The organism is uncultured Slackia sp. (genome assembly GCF_959608125.1).
GTDB lineage: Bacteria > Actinomycetota > Coriobacteriia > Coriobacteriales > Eggerthellaceae > Slackia.
This window is the reverse complement of the sequence record NZ_CAUHPG010000013.1, coordinates 25,794-45,186: the sequence shown is the minus strand read 5'-3', so window position 1 is coordinate 45,186 and position 19,393 is coordinate 25,794. Positions and strand designations below refer to the sequence as shown.

Sequence of the window (19,393 nt, the reverse complement as noted above, 5' to 3'; positions counted from 1 at the left end):
GGGTTGAGCGCGACGGAGCCTTTAGGCTTCGCTTCGCGGCTCGCCGTCAGGCTGATCACTTGCGGACGAAGTGACCTCGACGGGCTTTTCGGGCTGCTCGGCCCGCTTTGCGCCCGCAGCGCGATGGCCTGCAGAAGCAACAGCTTTCTTCGCGCCCGCTGCATGAGCGCCACGCGGCTCGGCGGCAGCCTTGCGACGCCACACCACCAGCACGGCAGCGGCCGCACATGCACACGCCGCAGCGGCGGCAGCAAGAGCCATCATGCCGTCCGAGGTCTTCGCGAAGCCAAGAGCCTGTGCAACCTTGTCGGCCAGCTGACCCAGGCCTCCGTTGCCACCGTTCCCGGAACCCCCGTCAGACCCGTCGCCCTGATCGTCGCCGCCTGGGCCATCGGGGCCGTCAGGATCGGGGTTCGGATCGGGGTCGGGGCCAGGCTCCGGGTCAGGCCCAGGGCCGGGTCCAGGACCCGGATTGGGCTCTTCCACCTCGAACTTCGGCGACACTTCTACCGAATAATCAAGCGCGTCGCCCACACGCACCGGCACGCCGATAAGCATGGGGTCGCACGAAAACACGGCGTTTGCACTCGCCACCTCGTAGCGCTCGATCAGATAGATGCCTGGCTCAAGCGCAGCGAACGTCACCTTGCCGTCAGGCCCGGTGCGGTCTTTGCGAAGCGGCTCGATGCCCTGTTTGGCAGCATGATCGGCCACTTCACGCGCCGCCGCGCGCAAGCCCGCACCATCGAGCGCAAGCCAATCGCGGTCGACGACACGAAACGCCTCTTCGATGGTATAGACCGCCGAAGCGGTGTCTTCGAACACCTCGGCCGACGCCACCTTGGTCAGCGCATAACCGTCGCCCGTAAGCGGCACCTTGCTTCCACCACGGTCGACCGTGCACGTCAGCTCAATCGAGCCGAGCGTTGCCGCCGAAGCGGGGCGGAACTGCGCGGTGCACAGGAGAGCAAGCACGCAGGCAAGCGCGAATGCCGCGGTAATTTTCATGCTATGGATTGCGCCTTTTCGCATGCGCTCCTCCTTCCTTTCCGTGCGGGCCGCTTGAGCCCGGCCGCGCATACGACGCGCGCGACAATTCTTCGTACGTTCGCGAGCACGGCGCACCCGCCAAAGCCGCCGCCTGCATGGCGGCACGCGCTCTGTTCGAGCGCACCTTCAAAACGATCAGCACCACCGCAATTACCACCAACGCAAGCAAAAGCAGTGCATATGGCAGCGGAATGTTGATGAAGCTGCGCGTTTTGCCCACAACTTCGTCCATCGCCTCCACATAAGGAATGGCATGGGCATGCACCAGCAGGCGGTGGGAATTCACGCCGTATGGCGTGCAAGTGACCAGCGTGCACAGGTCTTCGCCTTCGCGAATGGCCAGGCTTTCCGTTTCGTGCGGAAGCACCGTTTCAATGCTGTCAACCTGATAGGCGCACGTTTCGTTGAGCACGCGGATGTAGAACTCGTCGCCCGTAACAAGCTTGTCAAGCTCGGTGAACAGCTTCGCCGAAGGCAAGCCGCGATGCCCCGAAAGCACCGCGTGGGTTGAAGGCCCGCCCACCGGCAACGACGTGTCGGGCAGATGCCCCGCGCCCACCTGCAAGACGGGCTCTTCCACCGTGTGATAGACGGGCATGGTCACATCCAGCTTGGGGATGGTGAGATATCCCATCACGCCGTCGCCGTTGAGGTTCAGCAGATCGTCGTAGGCCGGAAGCCCCTCGGATGCGGCGGCGGCATCGGCCGAAGCCGCAAGGTCGGACGAAGCGGCAGAACCCGATGAGGAATCTGCCGCCGCTCCGGCCAACGTTGCGAGGCGCTCGTTATACGCGTGCGCCTCGTCAAGCATTTGCGCATACTTTTCTTCGGTGAGATTTTCCACCGCCGCATCGTAGTTCTCGATGACACGACTTGAATTGCGCTCCACCAAGAAGTTGCTCACGGTGGGATAAAGCAGAATGCACAGCCCTATGCCCACCAGAATGAGCGGCAGAAAATCGCCAAGCCGTTTACGCATGCGCTAAGCCGTCCTAGCGAACGTTGCGCTTGCGGCGAACGGCCCAGACCACACCGCCGACGATCACAAGAGCGCCGACGACAGTGAAGGCGATGGTGCCCATGCCACCGGTCTCAGGAAGCAGGGCGCCTTTGTTGTTAGCAACCTGAATGACATGGGTGCCGTCCTGAGCGCTGCCGCCTTCTTTATCGGCCTTCCAATTCTGCAATGTTCCATCGGTATTGTAATTCGCGCTAATCACTACCGTAATGGGGTCCTTAAGCGGGTTGTAGCCTTCGGGGGCCTTCGTCTCGACAAGCTTGTACTTGCCCTCTTTGAGGCCGACGAACTGAAGTTTGCCCTGAGCGTCGGTTTTCACATCCTCGGCTGCTGCAACAGGCTGCTCGCCCTGTTTGGCGGGACGGAATTTGCCTTCCTCGACCTTCACGAGGTCGATTTTCTGTCCGCCCTCGGTCTGCAGCTCGAAGACAGCGCCCTCAAGCTTGGTCTGTGTGTCTTTATCAAACTTGTCGATGTCGAAGCCAAAGGTGTACGAATGAACCTTCGATTCCTCGGATTCGCCGGTTCCGCCCGTCGTGGGGTCGGTGGTGTACTCAACAGTAGCGTTATTGGGGTTGTCCTGGTCAAGAACAGCCGCATTCTCGTTGATAACCGCCTTATAAGTGACAGTGATTTCCCTGCCAGCGTAGTTCTGATAGTTGGTCTTATAGTCCGAAAGCTCGATGACAAGGTTACCAGCCTCGGGATTATCCTTAGTCACCTGATACAGCTGGGGGTCCACAGGAGCAGGCTCGTCTTTAACCTGGACCGTAACCGAGTTATCGACGAACGTCAGACCCTTAGACAACTTATCCTTGAACTTGAACGTATAGGTATTGTAATCGGCTGCGTTGGGGAGCGTGGACGTAAGGGTAAAGGTCACTTCGTCGCCAACCTGGGCGGACGCATGATTGTTGCCTTCGACCTTCTTGTCAACCGTGGGGAAGACGCTCTTGAGGCTGACGAGGTCCTCGTTCGTCTTGGTAACGTTCACCAGCATCGCGTCGCGCTCGACGGTCGTGCCAGCAACGTCAGGAGACATCACGTAGTAGCCGAAATCGAGACCCGTGAAAGTAGCCTGGTACTTATCGCCGACGGGACCCGTTGCCGTAGCCTCTTCCTTCGCCGTAAGGGTCTGCCCCGACGCCCATTTCGCTGCCTTCAAAGCAAAATCGTTCTTTTTGGCACTATTGTCCAGAGCAGCCACGTAATCGTATGCCTTCTGGGAAATCGTGTCATCGTTAGCCAAACTGAGGCTCACAAAGAAAGGTTTCCATTCGTCAACCAGGGTGTACGTCGCAGCGCCGCCATCCGCGTTGGCCTTGGCGTCGAACATCTTCCACGCCTTAACCGTTTTGCCGTTGAATGCCGGATTCGAGCTTTCAACGGTCAGCGTTGCATTTTCGCCCGCCGCATACGCCTTTGCGGGCGTGGCGACGAACGCCATGGCGAACGCCAACATCGCCGCGACGAAGACCGCCGCAACTTTTCTTGCTGTTGTCTGCATGATCCTTCCCTTCTCTTGTGACATGCATCTTCTTCTATGCAGAAATCGACACGCGTCGATGTCTTGCCTTGTTCATTGCGGACACAGCGCCGAACGCTGCGCCCATCCCGCGCCATCAGAGCGGCAAACCAAACAACGCCACCGGCATGAATCGCACAAAGCGTTCTCTCGCCGGCGCATTGCGCGTGGTCACGCGAGCGATTCGCCTCAGACGAAACGCTGCCCGTCCGAACTGCCCACACCACACAAGGACGCTCGGGTGGGCACGCCTCCCGAAGTTGGCGCGCCCGCTTCCCTCAATTGCCTTAGATGCGCGGCAGGTTCAGCACCACCGGCTTGCCCGACGCCCCGCCCGGCACGACAACGCCTTGCGCAACCGCCCCGAAAGCGAACGCCTCGCATGCGGCCTGCGCCGCCCTGCGCCTGCGATACCAAAGTGCGCCGCCCGCCATCAGCACGAGCGCCAGCATGACCAGCGGCCACACGCCCATGCCGCCCGTCTCGGGAAGCGGAAGCGCGTTGGTGACGGTGATCACGTAGTCCGTTTCGCCGTCCGAAACGGTATAGCTGTAGTTGGTGGCGGCGTCGTATGCCCCCACGCGCACTTCGGTTACCGAATAGGTGTAGTAGCGCACGACCGACGGATCGACCGTCGTGTCTTCGAACGCCACAGGCAGGCCGGTCAGCACCTTACGCCAGGTTTCGGACCACTCGGAGGCATCGGCCGCGGTCAGCTTCACCTCAAGCACGCCGTTCGTACCGAACGTCGGATCGTCCACAACCATGTCGTTGGCGTTGGTGTAGGTGCGCTTCAGCTTGAAGGTCACTTCGCCAGGACGCGTGTTGCCCGCATTCGCGTTGTCTTTCCACACCTTCTGCAGCGTGATATCCACTTGCGCCTTGCACGGATCTTGGCCCTCGCCCGGCTCGGGTGTGATGCCGCCGGTGCCGGGAGTGTTGAGCGCGTCATCCATAAGCACGGCCTTCGCGGGAGACACGTAGGCATCCATGGCAACCGGCGCGGTGCCAACGGCGCCCTGCATAACAGCGCCTTGAAGCTCATCGAAGCTCGAAATCTTGTCGTAGTGCTGAACCTCGTAGCGGTTGTAGTCCGTACCGCTTGCCGTGTCTTGCTGAGCATGCGAGAAAATGCCGTCAGCCTTCGCCACAGCGTCGGTCAGCGCAGCGTTCATATCGCGATAAATCGAATACAGGTTGTAGCGGCCTTCGTTGTCTCTGCCCTCGATGGTGCTCGCGTTATCGAAATACACCGACTGAAGATTGGTCATGCCCGAGAACGGGCCCACCAGCTCGGAGGTTCCGCGCACCACGTCGCAATAGACCATCTGGTTGCCCTCGAACAGGCCTTCTTTGTTGTGACCAACGAAGCCGCCGGCATAACCCGCGTTGTCGGGGCGCTGGTTCTCGTTTTCCGGCAAACCGCCTTCCACCGCCGCACCGTCGGCATCTTGCGTGGCGCCGCCGCCGAACACGTCGTAGCCCGCATGCGCGCCCGTGACCTTGGAATTAGTCACCGTGGTACGGTTACCCTTGATGAGCGTGATTTCCAGGTTCGCCTTGTTTTCTTCAGGGTTCAGCAGGCCGTCCTTGTTGCACGGCAGCTTGATGGTGGAATCGCCAATGGTGATGATGGCGGTGTCCGACTGCGTCGGGTCGTTCGGATCGGCCTTAGCAAGCGCCACGCCGATGCGCAGGCCCAGCAGGTTCACGTAAAGCAGATCGCCGTCGGAAAGGATCTTCAAGCCCAGCAGCTCGCCCAAACCGGGAATGATGAAGCCGCTCAGGTCGATGACGCCCAGATTCTGAAGGTCGTCCAGATACAAGGCCTTCACCAGCTGGTCGACGATGACCAGCAGCAGCTCCACCACGATGGAATCGACCTGCGTGTTCACGATGAACGACATGTCCGTTTGGCCGATGAAGCCCGCCGCAACCTGGTCGCTGCGCACGATGCCCAGGTTCGACACTTCGCACGCGTCGATCTTGGACAAGTCACCCAGGCCCACGAAGCCGCCCGCGATGTTTTGCGCGGCATTGTTGCCCTGCTCGACGATAGGCCGCTTCACCTCGCCGCCGCTCGTCACCGTGAAGCCCGAGGCTATGCCCTCGACACGGCAACGATCGGCATGCGATCCCCACACGTCCAACGCTCCGGCCTGCAGTTTCAGCAAATCGAAAACGCCCTTAACGCCAGCGGTCGCCTCATCCACGTCGACCGTGGAATTCTTGCCCATATAGCCAGCAAAACCACCTGCGTAGCTCGGTGCCGCCACTGCGGAAAGCCCGCGCACGGTACAATCCTTGACCGAGCCGTTCAACAGACTGCCCGCGAAGCCGCCCGCGTTGCCGAAATAGCGCAACGACGCCATGGTGCCGACGGTATCGGCCTTATTGGCGCGCACCTGGGCGCCGTCGGCCACACCCGTCACATCGGCGTGATACACGTAGCTACGGAACGCATCAAGCACACTGGCGTTGCCAAGCCCGATCAGGCTCAGGATAGAAGTCTTGTTGGTGCTGGCATCTGTGCCGCCCACATCGGCCACGCTTCCCACGTCGGCAAGGCCCACGAAACCGCCTGCGTTCTTGCCGCCGGAAACACCGCGCAGGCCGCTAACGGAAAGCTTCGAAGCGCCTTCCTTACTGCCCAGCACAGCAGATTCGCAGCTGCCCACGAAGCCGCCCGCGGCCGTAGCGAACTCCGTCGCCCCAGCCTGCTGGCGCGATCCGTCAACCACAAAGCCCCACGCCTCGTCGGCGGGCGTCACTGACGCGCCGCGAATAGTGGTCATGGTGGCTTCAAGCACGTTGGCGACTTCGCTCGGCTGTTTGATGACGGTATCGAGAATGCCCTGCAAAAGGCCATTGCTTGCATTAGTGTTCGCATCGGTCGCAGAACCAGGAGCTGCAGTGCCCGCATAGCCGCCCACCGTATTGGAGCCTTTCACCAGGCGCAGGTTACCCACGTTACAGCCCGTGGCGCCCTGGGTGTCGCCCCAAATCTGTGCGCCTTCGGCATAACCCACATAACCGCCGGCGTGACCAAGATCGTGCTTGACGTCATCGGCCGCAACGCCCGTTCCAAGCGCCTGCACGGTCATGCCTTCGCGGTAACCGACCGTGGAAGACGAACCTTGAATGCTGGGTACGAACACCTCCGCGGCGGAGACAAGCTGGCCCACATTGAGGTTGAGGCCTAGAATGCTCACGCTGCCCAAGTTCGCCGCGCCGCCGCTTTCCATGAAGCCCGCATAGCCGCCTGCAGCGCGCATGCCGCGCACGAGCTTTGCGTCGTTGGCCGCACCGTCGCTAACCACGCCGCTGCGCATGATGCCAACGTAGCCGCCGGCCACGCCGCCATCGCATTCGTTTGCGGTGATGCTGTACGCATCGCGGCCCGCCACCACGTTGAAGCCATAAACGTAGTCGGCGATCTTGGCATCGAGTTCCCCTTGCGAGCTCACCTTGCCGCCCTGAGCCAAATCGGCGCCGAAGCCGCCGTTCACGCCCACGAAATCGACCCACTTATTCCACGTGTCCATATCGACGCCGGACAGCGGTCCCGTCACGCGCGTCTGACGCTGCGTGGGGTAGACGACCGACAGCGCGGAGGCGAGCGTATCGACCTTGATCAGGCCGAACAGCAGGCTCAAGCTGCCGGTGTCGGCCGTATCGGCAGGACGCATATAGCCCGTATAGCCGCCCGAAACTTCGGTTCCGAACACCGAGCGCATACGGTCGGCAAACGCCGTGCGCGTAGGACCGGCGTACGCCGCAGCCTTCCAATCCCGCGTGTCGTTGCCCCAAATCTGGCCGCCTTCGTTGTAGCCCGCATAGCCGCCCGCCATGCCGCGCATGACGGCACCGTCGGATTTAGCCTGCGCACGCACCACGCCGCCGCAGGGCACGCAGTCGGTAGAGCTGTTGCGCACCGTGGGAACGAAGTCTTCCACTAAATTCGCCAAGCTGTCGATGTTGACGAGCTTCTTCAAAACACTGCTCTCACCGCCGCCCAGCACGCCTGCCGCGCTGCCGGGCTCCATGCCGCCAGCGTAACCGCCCGCAGCAATACGGCCCACCACATGAGAGAACGAATGGGCGCTCGAATCCTGAATATGCGCTCCGGTGATACGTCCCGCGAAACCGCCGGCATAGCCTTCCGCGCCATTGGCCGTAGTAGCACGCACCGCATAACCGCCAGGCATGCCATATACATCGGAATGCTCGACGGTCGACACCATCACGTTGAGCGCGGAAAGCACGTCCTTCAAGTTGATGGCTGACCCAAGAATTCCCAGGCCTTCGCCCACCGATGCAGTAGAGCCGATGTCCAATCGACCCGCATACCCGCCCGCATAACGCAAGCCGTCGATAGCCCAGCGCGCCGCGGGGTCGTAGTAGGCATCGATGACATAGGCCTCAAGATCGCTCGGATCGACAATCTTGGTATGCGCGACTTTGTTCACGTCGCAATTCGAAATTTGGGCACCCGAAGCATAGCCCGCAAAGCCGCCAGCGGCACCGGAATTCGCATCGAGCGCATCAATGCGGCTCGCGCGCACCGTGAAACCCTCAGGCGAGTTCACACCCGCGTCCGACACCGTGGCCACATACGCATCGATCAAGCTGAGCAAGTTGGACAAGTCGACTTTCAGGCCCTTGATGCCGCCCAAAATGCTCAAACCGCCGCCGCCATCGGCCGCAGCCGCAAGCGCACCCGAGGTAAGAAAGCCCGCGAAGCCGCCGGCATAGCTACCGCCCTCGACGCTCTTCAGGTTGTTGACCGCCCATTGATCGGCATCCGCATCGTCAGCCGGCATACCCTCCACCACGCCGCTGCGAAACACGCCCGCGAAGCCGCCGGCCTCGTCGGCCTCGACGGTAGCGTCGCCTGCGTAGGTCACGTTGCAGTCACTGTATTTCGGAATAAGATACGGAACGGCTTCCAGCAGACCGGCAATAGACCCCAGTTTGAGAATGGCCGCGTCGTCGGCGACGTCGGCCAAGCCGCCCGTTTCCGAATTTCCCACGAAACCGCCCGCGGCGCCGTTATCGACATCGGCAAAAACGCGATGCAAGCCCACAACATTACAGTTAGAAAGCTGGCCGCTGCGGTTATCCGCCACGAACCCGCCGGCAAGCGCCGCCGAAACACCGGCATCAGGAGCCGCATCGGCAATCGCCTCGACTGCAAAACCGCTCGCGTGGCCCGCAACCGAGCAATTATCCGCTGTCACATTGACGCCCTCACCCACGGCAAGCAAGCCCTTGATGCTCACAGCACCCAAACCAAGCAGGTCGAGCCCGCCGCCGCCCGCCAAGTTGCCAGGGCCCATGACGCCCGCGAAGCCGCCAGCGCCCGTGCCCGCCCGAACAGAACCGATGTTGCCGATATGCACGTTGACGCACGAACCGCCCGTCGCATTGGCGACGGCTCCGCCCGCATACGCATCGCCGGCCACCACGGCTGCACTGTCGGGAACGCCCGCCACCGTGACGTCGCTCAACTCGAACGCCAGATAGCCGCCCAAACCAATCGTATTGTTGATAATGCCGCCCACGGAAGCCGTGCCGAGCGAGCCGGCAATGCCGCCGGCGCAAGACCGAGCGGCCTCTACCGAACGCAAGCCCTTGAGCACGACCGCCCTTCCGCTTGCTGGATGCGTCACGGTTCCCTGGCTCCAGAATTTGATGCCATTGAGATGCGGCTGATCGGCCGCGGCAATTACCACGCCGTCACCGCGGCCGACGATGCCGCCGGCGCAATCGTTTGCAGAATGCACGGTGAAATCGCCGGTCATCTGCACGCCCAGCAACTTGGACTCTTCGACGCCCACCAGTGAAAGCAGGTCCTGGGCCGCTTCGGGATTGCTCGTCAGCAGGCCGTTAAGCAAGCCGTTGACGCCTGCCAGCAGGTCGGAGTCCTTACTTTCGCCGCGACCAAGATCGGTCACCCAACCAACGGTGGCCGCGCCGGCGAAGCCGCCGACAATCGCCTTGACCTTATGCACATTCTCGATGATCCATTCGTGACCCGTAGCCGAAACATTCACGGCGCCTTCGACGGAATCATCCACGGCGTAGCTGTTCGCCATAGCGCCTGCGAAGCCGCCGGCGTAGCATTCCGCCGTCACCGTGACGCCCGAACGCACGGTGCATCCCACCGCCACGCTTTGCGGCTGAGCGACACGCACCAGCTCGCCGAGCAACTTCGAAAGAGCGCCTTTCATTACGTCGTTGCGCATAAGACCCGCGAAACCGCCGGCGTACAGGCGGCTTTTCACGGCATACGCATTAGCGCTTTCAACGAAGCAATCCTGGGCGATGGTGCCCACCATGGCTCCGACGAAGCCGCCTGCGTAGTCCTTGTCGACGGCGGTGGCCACTTCGTTCGCGGAAAAATCCTTCACGCCGCAAGCGGAAATGACAGGATTCATATAATCGATCGGAATCAGCTGCCCCGCCTTAATCACATTGCTATCAAGCAAAAGCGTAATGACATCGCCCAGGCCGACTCCCGGTATGACATTCAAGAGCCCAGCAAGCAACTTGACCAAACCGTTCGCCAAACCCGAAATCCCGTCATAGAGCGTTTCGCCCTGAACGTATCCCACAAAACCGCCTGTGTAGGCATTGATGCTTTTCACGGATACATCGGAAACCTCGCAACCCGAAATTTCGACAGGACCGACAACGCGGCCCACAAAAGCACCCGTCGCAAGCGACGTGGGGTCTGCGGCTCGAATATGCAGCAAATTGGAAACAAGCTTCGGCAGGTCAGGCACGCCCAAGGCCTCCAGCACGGGACCAAGAACGAAGTCAAGAAGGCCTCCGACCAGATCGCCAAGCAGACCGGCAATCGCGCTGACCAAAGACTGGTCAACGTACGCCTCGGTAAAACCGTTATCCACTTTCACGCCCTTGAGGGTGATGTTGCTGACCGTCGCAGTTCCAGGGCGCGCGAACATATCGCTATCGTCGTGATCGGCCGAGATGGTTCCGAAAAAGCCGACGCCCATCTGCTCGCCGACGCTGAGCCTGCCCGACTGAAGAACACTCACGTTGCTGATGACGGGATTGGCGACCTTCGTAACATCGGTAATGACTTTGCCATCGGCGCTGATGCAGCCCCACAGGCTACCAGCCGTGCCGGGCGCGTCGCTTTTCGCGCCGAGCATCGTACCCGAGAACATCAGCGGCTTCCAGGCGACACCGCCCAGGTCGATGTCGCGGAAGATGATGTAGTTAGCATCGGATGAGTATTTGAGGCCCGTCGTCGGATCCTCATTGCGCGAGCCATCAGGGTTTTTGGTGTAATACAGCGTGCGCACAGCACCTGGAAGCAACTCAAAACCGCCATTATGGAATTCCTTGCCGTGAAGCTCTTCACCGGAAGAAAGATCGGCATCGCCATTGTATTCGAGCGTTTCTACATGCCCATCTCGATCGAGCCATTCCCCCAGACCGGCGACGCCAACAAAGACCTGGCTAATCGAGTACACAGCACCGCCAACGACATCCTTATCAGACCCGATCGCACGCAGCTGCTGCTCATTGCCGATGAGGATGTACTGAGTTCCATTGATTTCTTTGACGACTTGCCCCTTGAAGTCGCGACCGCCGAGCGCATCCACCGCCGCGCGGTCGACAAGCAGCACGTTGCCCGTTTCGCCATCGCCCTGCTGCAGTACCTCGGCGCCTTCGATTGCCGCGGCATCCTGCTGAGCATCTGACGCCTCGCCCGAAACGGCGGCATCCTGGCCGGAAGCGGCTTCGTCATTCGCCGCAGCATCTCCCTGCACAATCTCATCACGAGGCGCGGATTCTTCCTGAATGTCATCAAGCGGTACAATATTCACATCTGAATCGGCGGCCTGATCGCCAGGATTCGTCAGCGGAGAAATGTCGAGTTCGTCATCCGGATAAGAGCACAGCGCGGCATCGGTAACCGCAAAATCAACCGCGGACTGGAAATCGAAAACAGGACTCGCCTGAGCATCACTCTGCTCGGACGAACCCCCCCCCGTGAGGTTATTCTGCTCGGAAATCTTCGCCGAGGAATTCTCGTCGATCGCAGGACTGTCGGCATATGCCCTATAACTTGTCGGAGACCATCCCAGCACCAGCGAGAAGGTCAACACTGCTGCCATGGTTTTTCGAAAAAACACGCGCTTCTCCTGGAAGTAAAAAATTGCCAATTATAGCGGATCTAAAACGGATACATAAACAATCCAAATCTAAAACGGATACATAAACAATCCAAAGAATCCCTTTTATATATTGGCTCTTTTGTGTTTTTCGTCAACTCAAAAGCAAAGTTTATTCCATTAAACGGTATGGAATGTGTATTTACTCCATAACTGATACAAATTGACTCACATTAAAGGCGTGCATCGATCCATTCGTTGAACGATCCGAAGCGCGCTTCGACCGAATCGACGAATACCTTCAGATACTCTTCTCGGGCCTCGAACATGGCGGCCAGCACCTCAACGGCGTCCGGCGGCATAAGACCCGCGTAATGCGCCAGGTCGCGCTTATTCATTTCGGCATTGCATTCATTGGTTAGCAGATAATCGGCCATAACGGCTTCGCCCGGCACGCCGCAGACGAGCTGCGCGCTGGCGCACACCACGCCCACACGGTCTTTTCCGTTGGCGCAATGCACCAATACAGGTTTGTCGTCGGACAGAATGGCCGCCACGATATCGCGGACCGCGGCCTGATGGTCGGCCATGACGCCATACAAGAACAGCATGCGGTCGCCCGGCTTCCCGTAGGCGGCCTTCACATGGCGCGACTTGGTTTCTTGCGTGCGCGCGGCATCGTCCTGCAGATCAACCGGGCAGGTTCGCACGTCGAACGCCTCGCACACGATCGCAGGCTCGGGGTTCGCCACGCACTCCGTTTCCTTGCGAAGGTCATATACCGTTTCGATGCCAAGGGCCTTCAGCGCCGCCACGTCATCGGCCGTCGCATCGCTCAGCGCACGCGAGCGAAACAGCGTAGGACGTCCTTCGCAGCCGTCAAGGCCGGCGCACGAGCGCAGACCGAATTTTTCACGCAGAACGGCGGGGGCGTCCACCATCATGGCATTCACCTGACTTTCGACGGATATTCGCAATGCATGTACAAACCGCCTAGCCAGGCGGGTATTCAAACCGGAATCGCGGCTTGCAAACAGCCGTCGGAAAACGCCGAATTAACGGCGCGCGAAACGCTACGCCGGCTTTCCGCCATCGTCGCGCCCAAGCAGCAACGCCATCATTTCCTGGCGGTCGTGCACGTCGAGCTTGGCATAAATATGCGCCACATGGGTTTTAACGGTATTGCCGGAAAGCACCAGGTCTTCCTGAATGCCAGCACGCGTGCGGCCGCGAGCCATGCAAGCGAACACTTCGCGCTCACGCGGCGAAAGGCCGTAACGATCGGCCACCTCTTCGCAGCGCTGCGAGATAAGCGCGTGCAAGCGCGCCGTGGCGTCGCCTTCGGCAGGCGCCTCATCAGCCGCCGCGGGCTCGGATGCGGCAGGCGCGGGCTTTTCGGAAACAGCGGCGGGCTGCACCGACGAAACTGCACACTGATCGGCTACGGAAGCGGCAGGGGCCGCGGGGGTCGCGCAAGCAGCGGGAGCCGCAGACGAACGGCGCCAATTCACGCGCATGGCGAACACCACCACGGCGTAAGCGGCCAAGAGCACCAGCGTGGTGTCGATCACCGTCGCATGGCTCATCAGCACCACCCATGCAATAGAAACGCCCGCATACACCGCACACGCGAAACCGATCACGCGATACGACGGAACGTCGAGCACATCCAACGCAGCAATGACCACGCACCAGAACAGCAGGTGCGCGAACAGCTCGTCAAGCTGTACCACGATGCTCAAAAACGTAGCCGCAGGACTGCCCGGATCGACATACAGCGCCATGGCGAACATGCCGGCAAGCGTCACCAGGATGGCGGGCTGGAAGCGCATGGACATAGGGCGCTCCTGCACGCCGATCAATGCGAAGCGGGCGAACAGCACCAGGCACACTCCACCCAGAATCAGGCTTGAAATCCACGCGATCGATTCAGAAAGGCTCGTATGGGTATCGCCCCACATGCCCAAGAAGCTCATGGCGCGCACCACGGCCAGCAGAATGCCGGCAACGGCCACGATGGCAAGCAAGTCGCGCTTTTCCGAAAGGCCCATGGCCATGATGCGCGGACGGCTGGGAATGCCGAATTCGGTACGGGTGCGCGACGTGCGCGCGGCAATGCCGGGATCCACCCAGGGATTACGCTCCGCCTGGCGTTTCGCGGCAACGCGGGCTATTTCGAACACAAGCGCCGACACGATCGGCAGCGCCACGGCAACGCCCACCTGCAAGCCCGAATCGAGCGACGCTCCGAACGCTTCGACAAGCACGAGCTTGGCGAACAGCGCGCCCACGATGCTCCATACCGCGCATGAGAAAAGCTGGGTGCGCGCAAGCAGCAGGTTGTAGCGCGCCACAAGCCAGAAATACCCCACGCCAGACACGCACAGGCCGAAGGCGGCCAAAGCGCCCGGATCGCACAGGTCCTGGCGATACGCCAGCGCGAAACATGCCGTGCCAGCCGAAGCGACCAGCGGAAGCGTAGACATGAAAAGCCTGTTCCAGCGCCTCATTCCATGAGGAAACGCTGCGAACAGGATGCTGATTACGAGAATACCCGCCAGAAAGAACGCACGCGGGTTGGTCCAGCCCTGCATGCCGTCGGCGGCAGGCATGAAACCGAGCGTGTGCCCCATGAGCGTGCACCACACAAGATTGAGACAGGAGCCGAAAGCGCACAGCGCAACGCACGCGTTCGGACGCGATTGAACAACGCCCATGCGCACCCCCTCGATTCCTCTTGCGACAAAAGACGTTCAGCCGATTCTATCCCAATTTCTGCATAAAAGGAAAACAAAGAGTCCACCGATCGCACATCGATCCCATCGAGAACGCGCTGATGCAGGATTTCGACGAAGCGTCCGAGGCGCAGAAACCAACGCCCCGGCAAAGCGCAGGACAAAGACGCCCGTCCGCGACGTCACCCCCGCCAAAAGGAAGGCCGAACGACGCTCACCCATATGGGCGATGGCTTTTGACCTGGACTTTTCGAAATCGTATTCCACGGCGATACAAAGAAGCGACACGGCCGGATAGTATAGCCCCCAGATAACGCGCGCAGCGGTTTTACGACGAGACCCTCCTACCCTCTCGGAATTCCGTCCTGCGCGCGTTTTCGTCTCGCCCGAAGAGAGAAGGGAGGTAGGGGCGAGCGATTCCGCAGGCGCGTCCGCGCCACCACATGACAAACAAGGGGGAATTATGTCCATCAAAAGCAAGATCGCGGCGACCACGGTCTGCCTTGCTTGCATGCTTTGCTGCATCGCCGGCTGCGCGCCGCAGCAGCAGGAAGAGCAGGCTCCGGCAAGCACGCCCGCCGCATCCGAGAAATCCGAAGAATCCACCGTCACGCCCGAGCAGCAGAAGGTCATCGACGGCGAAGAAGGCATCACCAACGCCGACATCAACGAAGACGCCTATCCCGGCAAGGAATACCTGGACGGCCTGTGGGACCGCTGGGAAACCATCGGCGAGGAGCATGCTCCTGAAATCCGCACCCTGCCCGACGGCAAGATGGTGCAGCGCACTCCTACCGAGTACGAAGTGAATCCGGACGCTTGGCAGATCCAGGCAGGCTCCAATTCCTATAACACCTACTGGCTCGGCGCCGACGACCGCGGCTGCGAATCCTGCCACGCCGACCTGGACGCCCTGCTGAAGAACCTGCCCTACGAGCATCCCGTGGCATGGAACGACACCCTGGACAACGAGACCACGCTCCAGCAGTGCCTGTTCTGCCACTCCTACGCTCCCGGCTACATCGCCAAGCAGTACGAATTCGGCACCCTGATGCACGGCATCCACTACACCGGCCCCGGCAAAGGCAAGTTCGACGGCGAATACGAGGGCAACTGCATGTCCTGCCACAACGCCACCGAAAACGGCCAGGACATGGAGCTGTGGGACCTCACCAAGTACGATCGCCTGTGGGGCATCAACAAGGTTGAAGACGTCCAGGGCGAATTCAGCGTCGAGCAGGAAACCGTCCACAGCCAGGACGAAGTGTTCTCCTACGACTGGATGCACGCTTACTACGACAACATGCGCCACGGCGCAGGCGTCAACGGCCTGAACCTCGAAATGCCCCAGAGCCTGTTCGACAACTGGGAGATCACCATCGAGGGCAACGTGCCCAACCCCTACACCGCCAAGCTTCCCGACCTGATCGCCGAAGCTGAAGAGGCCGGCGTCATCGTGACCAAGGCTTCCAAGATGGTCTGCGACTGGAACCCGGTCGGCGGCGGCGGCGTTACCAACACCGAAGTCACCGGCATCCCGGTGAGCTGGCTGGTCGAGAAGGCCGGCGGCTACCTGAACGACACCACGGGCGTCCGCGTCCTGCGTGCCGACGGCAGCTCCAAGCGCGCCTTCCCGAAGGATAAGCTCGATGACAACGAGGCCCTGCTCGTCTACAAGATCGGCGGCGAGTACCTCGACGCAACGCGCGGCTACCCCTGCACCAACTGGGTCGAGGGCGTCGACGCTCAGATCAACTCCAAGCAGGTCGCAAGCTACAAGGTGACCAACGAAGACATCGACTACACCGACAAGTGGGCCGGCAACCCCAACGCCTGGCATAACGAGAACGGCGACGCGATGAACAAGCCCAATGCCACCATCCTCGGCATTCCCGACGGCCTGCTCATCCAGAACGGCGAGCCCTTCACCTTCAACGGCTACGTCGATGCCTACGACAAGAAGATCGCCAGCATGGAGTTCTCCATGGACCAGGGCGAGACCTGGACCAAGTTCGACCTGCCCGAGACCGACGTGAACAAGATGGTCTGGTGGAACTTCACCTGGACGCCGGAGAAGGAAGGCGCCTACTGCCTGACCGTCCGCGCGACCACCGAAGAGGGTGAAGTGAGCTTCGAGACCCAGACCGTCATGGTCAACGTCAAGGACGTCATGCCCACTCCCGAGCAGACCACCGTCCTCGAAACCGCAAGCCTGGTTCCTGCCAAGCCCGCAGCAACCGCCGAAGAAGTGCAGTAAGGAGGCCAAGCCATGAAGTTTTCTACTCCTAAGAAGATTTTCGCCGGAGCGGCCGGCGTCGCCCTTGTCGCCTCGGGCGCCACGATGGCATTCGCCGACAAGGCCCCGCAGGCCGACGGCCTTTCGCACGACGTCGACGGCAACACCATCGACTCGCACCGTCTGACCATCGACAAGGACTTCACGCACGTCGCCGACGTGCAGGGCACCTTCGCTTTCAACCAGGAAGGCGTCACGCCCAACGACGAGCTGTTCAACGTGTTCGGCACCGCACTCACTTCGATGTGCTCCAAGCCGTCCATCGAGATGCTCGACAACGGCGAAGGCGTTGCCAACTACTACATCAACGTGGGCGGCAACATCAAGAAGAACTTCACCGTGAACGTGTCCGAGATGAAGGATTCCGAGCAGACCGCCCTCATGGGCTGCTCCTGCGCCACGGGCAAGCCGTTCGGCCAGGCCGCAGTCGTGGGCGTGCCGCTGGAGTCGATCGTCGGCATGGCCGACCTCGAAGAGGGCGTCAACACCGTGACGGCCTACGGCGCCGACGGCTTCGGCCAGGCCCTGCCTCTGCAGTATGCCCTCGATAAGAAGGCCATGCTGGTCTACGAGGTGAACGGCGAAGGCCTGAAGTCCACCGACGGATCCGCCGTGCAGATGTGGCTGCCCGAGACGGTCGCTCGCTACTTCACACGCAACATCGTGAACATCGAGCTGACCCGCCAGGCCGAAGAGCCTTCCGTGCAGCAGGTCGACCCGCAGTTCCGCAACAAGATCGACATCCACAACACTTCCGAGGGATGCGTCTTCAAGGCCGGCTACGACATCACCTTCGAGGGCGTGGCCGACGACTGCGGTTCTCCGATCACCGCGATCGAATTCTCGTTCGACGACGGCGCCACCTGGACCAGCTGCGCCACCGACGGCGCGACCGCTGATAAATGGGTGAACTGGCAGTTCACCACGTCGTTCGCGGAGCCTGGCGACTACAGCGTCTCCGTCCGCGCGAAGACCGCCGACGGCGTCGTGTCCCCGCTCGAGTCCACGCTGACGTTCGAGGTCATCGAGTAGCGCAAGCCGCACATCGATGCGACCGTCGGAAGCGAACCGACGCATATATAAGAAAAGGGAGCTTCGGCTCCCTTTTCTTATGCGCGCATGTTTCCTAAGCGAGGGCGATAGCCGCGAGTCGACGTGGCACCGAACGGACGCGGGGCCGGCAAGGCTGTGGAAAAGCGCGGACCGAACGCGCAGCGGCCCGGCGCTCGGGGCCGATTCGCGGGTCCGACTCGCCGGCCGGCGCCGCGGCGGGCTTTCTTGGAAAAAGAGGGGCTGTCAGGCCATTTTTTCGAGGTTCTGCCACGCGAAGAGGCGGCTGCGGCGCGCTTCGCTCCCGTATACGCCGAAATGAACGACGCTTTTCTCTTATATGTGGACTAACTCCGCACCGATACGGGGCCGCCGCCGACATTTCGTGCCAAACCTCGCATTTTTTGGCCTCAGACGCCCCTTTTTTCCAAAGTGCGCCGCCGAGGGCGCCGCGGCCGCGATCGCTCCCGGTCGAAACGCCGACACCAAGAAGAAGCCCCCTCGAGCGCCCCCACGCAGCTTCGGCCGCAAACGCAACGAGGCCGCCCGAAGGCGGCCTCGTCGGAGGAGGATATCGACCTAGCCGATCATCTTCATGATGGTATCGGCGACCACATCCGCGTGGATGCCCGCCGCAAGAACCAAGAAGCGCAGGGCGCAACCACCCACAAGCGCTCCGATAGCTCCGATCAGCGTAGGCACGTCGACGGCTTTCGCGCCAGAACCCGCGGGCTCGCCTTTCGAAAGCAAGCCCTTAAGCGCCATGGCCAGCGGCAAAGCAAGTCCCAAAACCGCGACCAGGCCCCAGAACCACACGGCCAACTGGCCCGACACGAACATGCCGGCCGACGCCACGGCGGCCGCCCCGACGGGCGTGCTCGCATCGGCGAGCAGCATGCCGCCCAAGAACGCCGCCAGAACCACGGCCTCGAGCACGACCAGCACCACGACGCACTTCTCCATGAGGCGCTTCGCATCCGGGTCGATCGCCTCCTTCTTGGCGAGCGCGATCGCCACCACTTCCACAAGCGCCACGCCCGTGTCGAACGCCGACACGGTGAACAGCGCCGGCAAAAGCAGGGTGTCCCAGAACGGAACGCTTCCCGCCGTCATGAGCAGCATGCCCGTGTAGAACGCCACGAACGCGCCCAGGGCGATGCCCGCGAAAGCGAGCACCTTGCGAACGCCCTGTTCGTGCTGCGCATACCAAGAGCATTTGCCCGTCAACCACGCGCCGGCCTTCGGAGTGGCCAACACCGCCGAAACGCCGAACGCCGCGATGGCGCCGAACGCGCCCCATGCGCCGTAGGTCATCCACGACGTGAGGTGGCTGAAGCTCTGCCACATCAGCAGACCGCGCACAGGCGTGACCAGCTCCATCAACAACAGCAGCAGGCCCACGATAAGGCTGATCGTCGCCGCCCACATGGAAACGCACACGATGCGCGCGTTGCGTTCCCGATCCTTCAAATACAGGATGGCCGCCATGATGAACGCGCCTGCGCCCATACCGCCCAAAAACAGATAGAGCGCGGGCTGCCATCCCCAAACAGATTGCAACTCCATGGC

9 protein-coding genes are annotated in these 19,393 nt (G+C 61.3%); 2 read left to right on the top strand and 7 right to left on the bottom strand.

Annotated elements, in window-relative coordinates:
* Window positions 1-21: 21 nt before the first annotated feature.
* The 6 genes from Q6E04_RS05490 to Q6E04_RS05465 form a co-directional block, all read right to left on the bottom strand.
* A complete protein-coding gene (locus Q6E04_RS05490; protein WP_303249802.1) occupies window positions 22-1,008 on the bottom strand; it encodes a hypothetical protein in 987 nt (328 codons plus the stop codon).
* Between the two features lies 1 nt (window position 1,009).
* Window positions 1,010-2,029 (bottom strand): class C sortase, encoded by a 1,020-nt coding sequence (locus Q6E04_RS05485; protein WP_303249801.1) that lies wholly within the window; start codon window positions 2,027-2,029, stop codon window positions 1,010-1,012.
* 13 nt (window positions 2,030-2,042) lie between these two features.
* The gene (locus Q6E04_RS05480) at window positions 2,043-3,575 is read right to left on the bottom strand and encodes a SpaH/EbpB family LPXTG-anchored major pilin (protein WP_303249800.1); all 1,533 of its coding nucleotides are present in this window, start codon (window positions 3,573-3,575) and stop codon (window positions 2,043-2,045) included.
* Between the two features lie 305 nt (window positions 3,576-3,880).
* Entirely contained in the window at window positions 3,881-11,746 is a 7,866-nt protein-coding gene (locus Q6E04_RS05475) for a Cna B-type domain-containing protein (RefSeq protein ID WP_303249799.1), read from the bottom strand.
* Between the two features lie 230 nt (window positions 11,747-11,976).
* On the bottom strand, window positions 11,977-12,687 hold the full coding sequence (locus Q6E04_RS05470) for a tyrosine-protein phosphatase (RefSeq protein WP_303249798.1): 711 nt from the start codon (window positions 12,685-12,687) through the stop codon (window positions 11,977-11,979).
* 129 nt (window positions 12,688-12,816) lie between these two features.
* Complete coding sequence (locus tag Q6E04_RS05465) at window positions 12,817-14,460, bottom strand: response regulator transcription factor (RefSeq protein WP_303249797.1); 1,644 nt, start codon at window positions 14,458-14,460, stop codon at window positions 12,817-12,819.
* A gap of 481 nt (window positions 14,461-14,941) precedes the next feature.
* Between Q6E04_RS05465 and Q6E04_RS05460 the strand changes: the two genes are divergently transcribed.
* Both Q6E04_RS05460 and Q6E04_RS05455 read left to right on the top strand, forming a co-directional pair.
* Window positions 14,942-16,735: a molybdopterin-dependent oxidoreductase gene (locus Q6E04_RS05460; protein WP_303249796.1), complete on the top strand. Its 1,794-nt coding sequence runs from the start codon at window positions 14,942-14,944 to the stop codon at window positions 16,733-16,735.
* Window positions 16,736-16,747: 12 nt separating this feature from the next.
* The gene (locus Q6E04_RS05455) at window positions 16,748-17,806 is read left to right on the top strand and encodes a molybdopterin-dependent oxidoreductase (protein WP_303249795.1); all 1,059 of its coding nucleotides are present in this window, start codon (window positions 16,748-16,750) and stop codon (window positions 17,804-17,806) included.
* Window positions 17,807-18,403: 597 nt separating this feature from the next.
* On the opposite strand, the gene nrfD is transcribed toward Q6E04_RS05455, so the two are convergent.
* Entirely contained in the window at window positions 18,404-19,390 is a 987-nt protein-coding gene (gene nrfD / locus Q6E04_RS05450; RefSeq protein WP_303249794.1) for an NrfD/PsrC family molybdoenzyme membrane anchor subunit, read from the bottom strand.
* Window positions 19,391-19,393: the final 3 nt, after the last annotated feature.

Bases quoted from the DNA above. Each gene is read 5' to 3' on its own strand.
- Q6E04_RS05490 (WP_303249802.1), bottom strand. From the start codon at position 1,008: ATGAAAATTACCGCGGCATTCGCGCTTGCCTGCGTGCTTGCTCTCCTG.
- Q6E04_RS05485 (WP_303249801.1), bottom strand. From the start codon at position 2,029: ATGCGTAAACGGCTTGGCGATTTTCTGCCGCTCATTCTGGTGGGCATA.
- Q6E04_RS05480 (WP_303249800.1), bottom strand. From the start codon at position 3,575: ATGCAGACAACAGCAAGAAAAGTTGCGGCGGTCTTCGTCGCGGCGATG.
- Q6E04_RS05475 (WP_303249799.1), bottom strand. From the start codon at position 11,746: ATGGCAGCAGTGTTGACCTTCTCGCTGGTGCTGGGATGGTCTCCGACA.
- Q6E04_RS05470 (WP_303249798.1), bottom strand. From the start codon at position 12,687: ATGATGGTGGACGCCCCCGCCGTTCTGCGTGAAAAATTCGGTCTGCGC.
- Q6E04_RS05465 (WP_303249797.1), bottom strand. From the start codon at position 14,460: ATGGGCGTTGTTCAATCGCGTCCGAACGCGTGCGTTGCGCTGTGCGCT.
- Q6E04_RS05460 (WP_303249796.1), top strand. From the start codon at position 14,942: ATGTCCATCAAAAGCAAGATCGCGGCGACCACGGTCTGCCTTGCTTGC.
- Q6E04_RS05455 (WP_303249795.1), top strand. From the start codon at position 16,748: ATGAAGTTTTCTACTCCTAAGAAGATTTTCGCCGGAGCGGCCGGCGTC.
- nrfD (WP_303249794.1), bottom strand. From the start codon at position 19,390: ATGGAGTTGCAATCTGTTTGGGGATGGCAGCCCGCGCTCTATCTGTTT.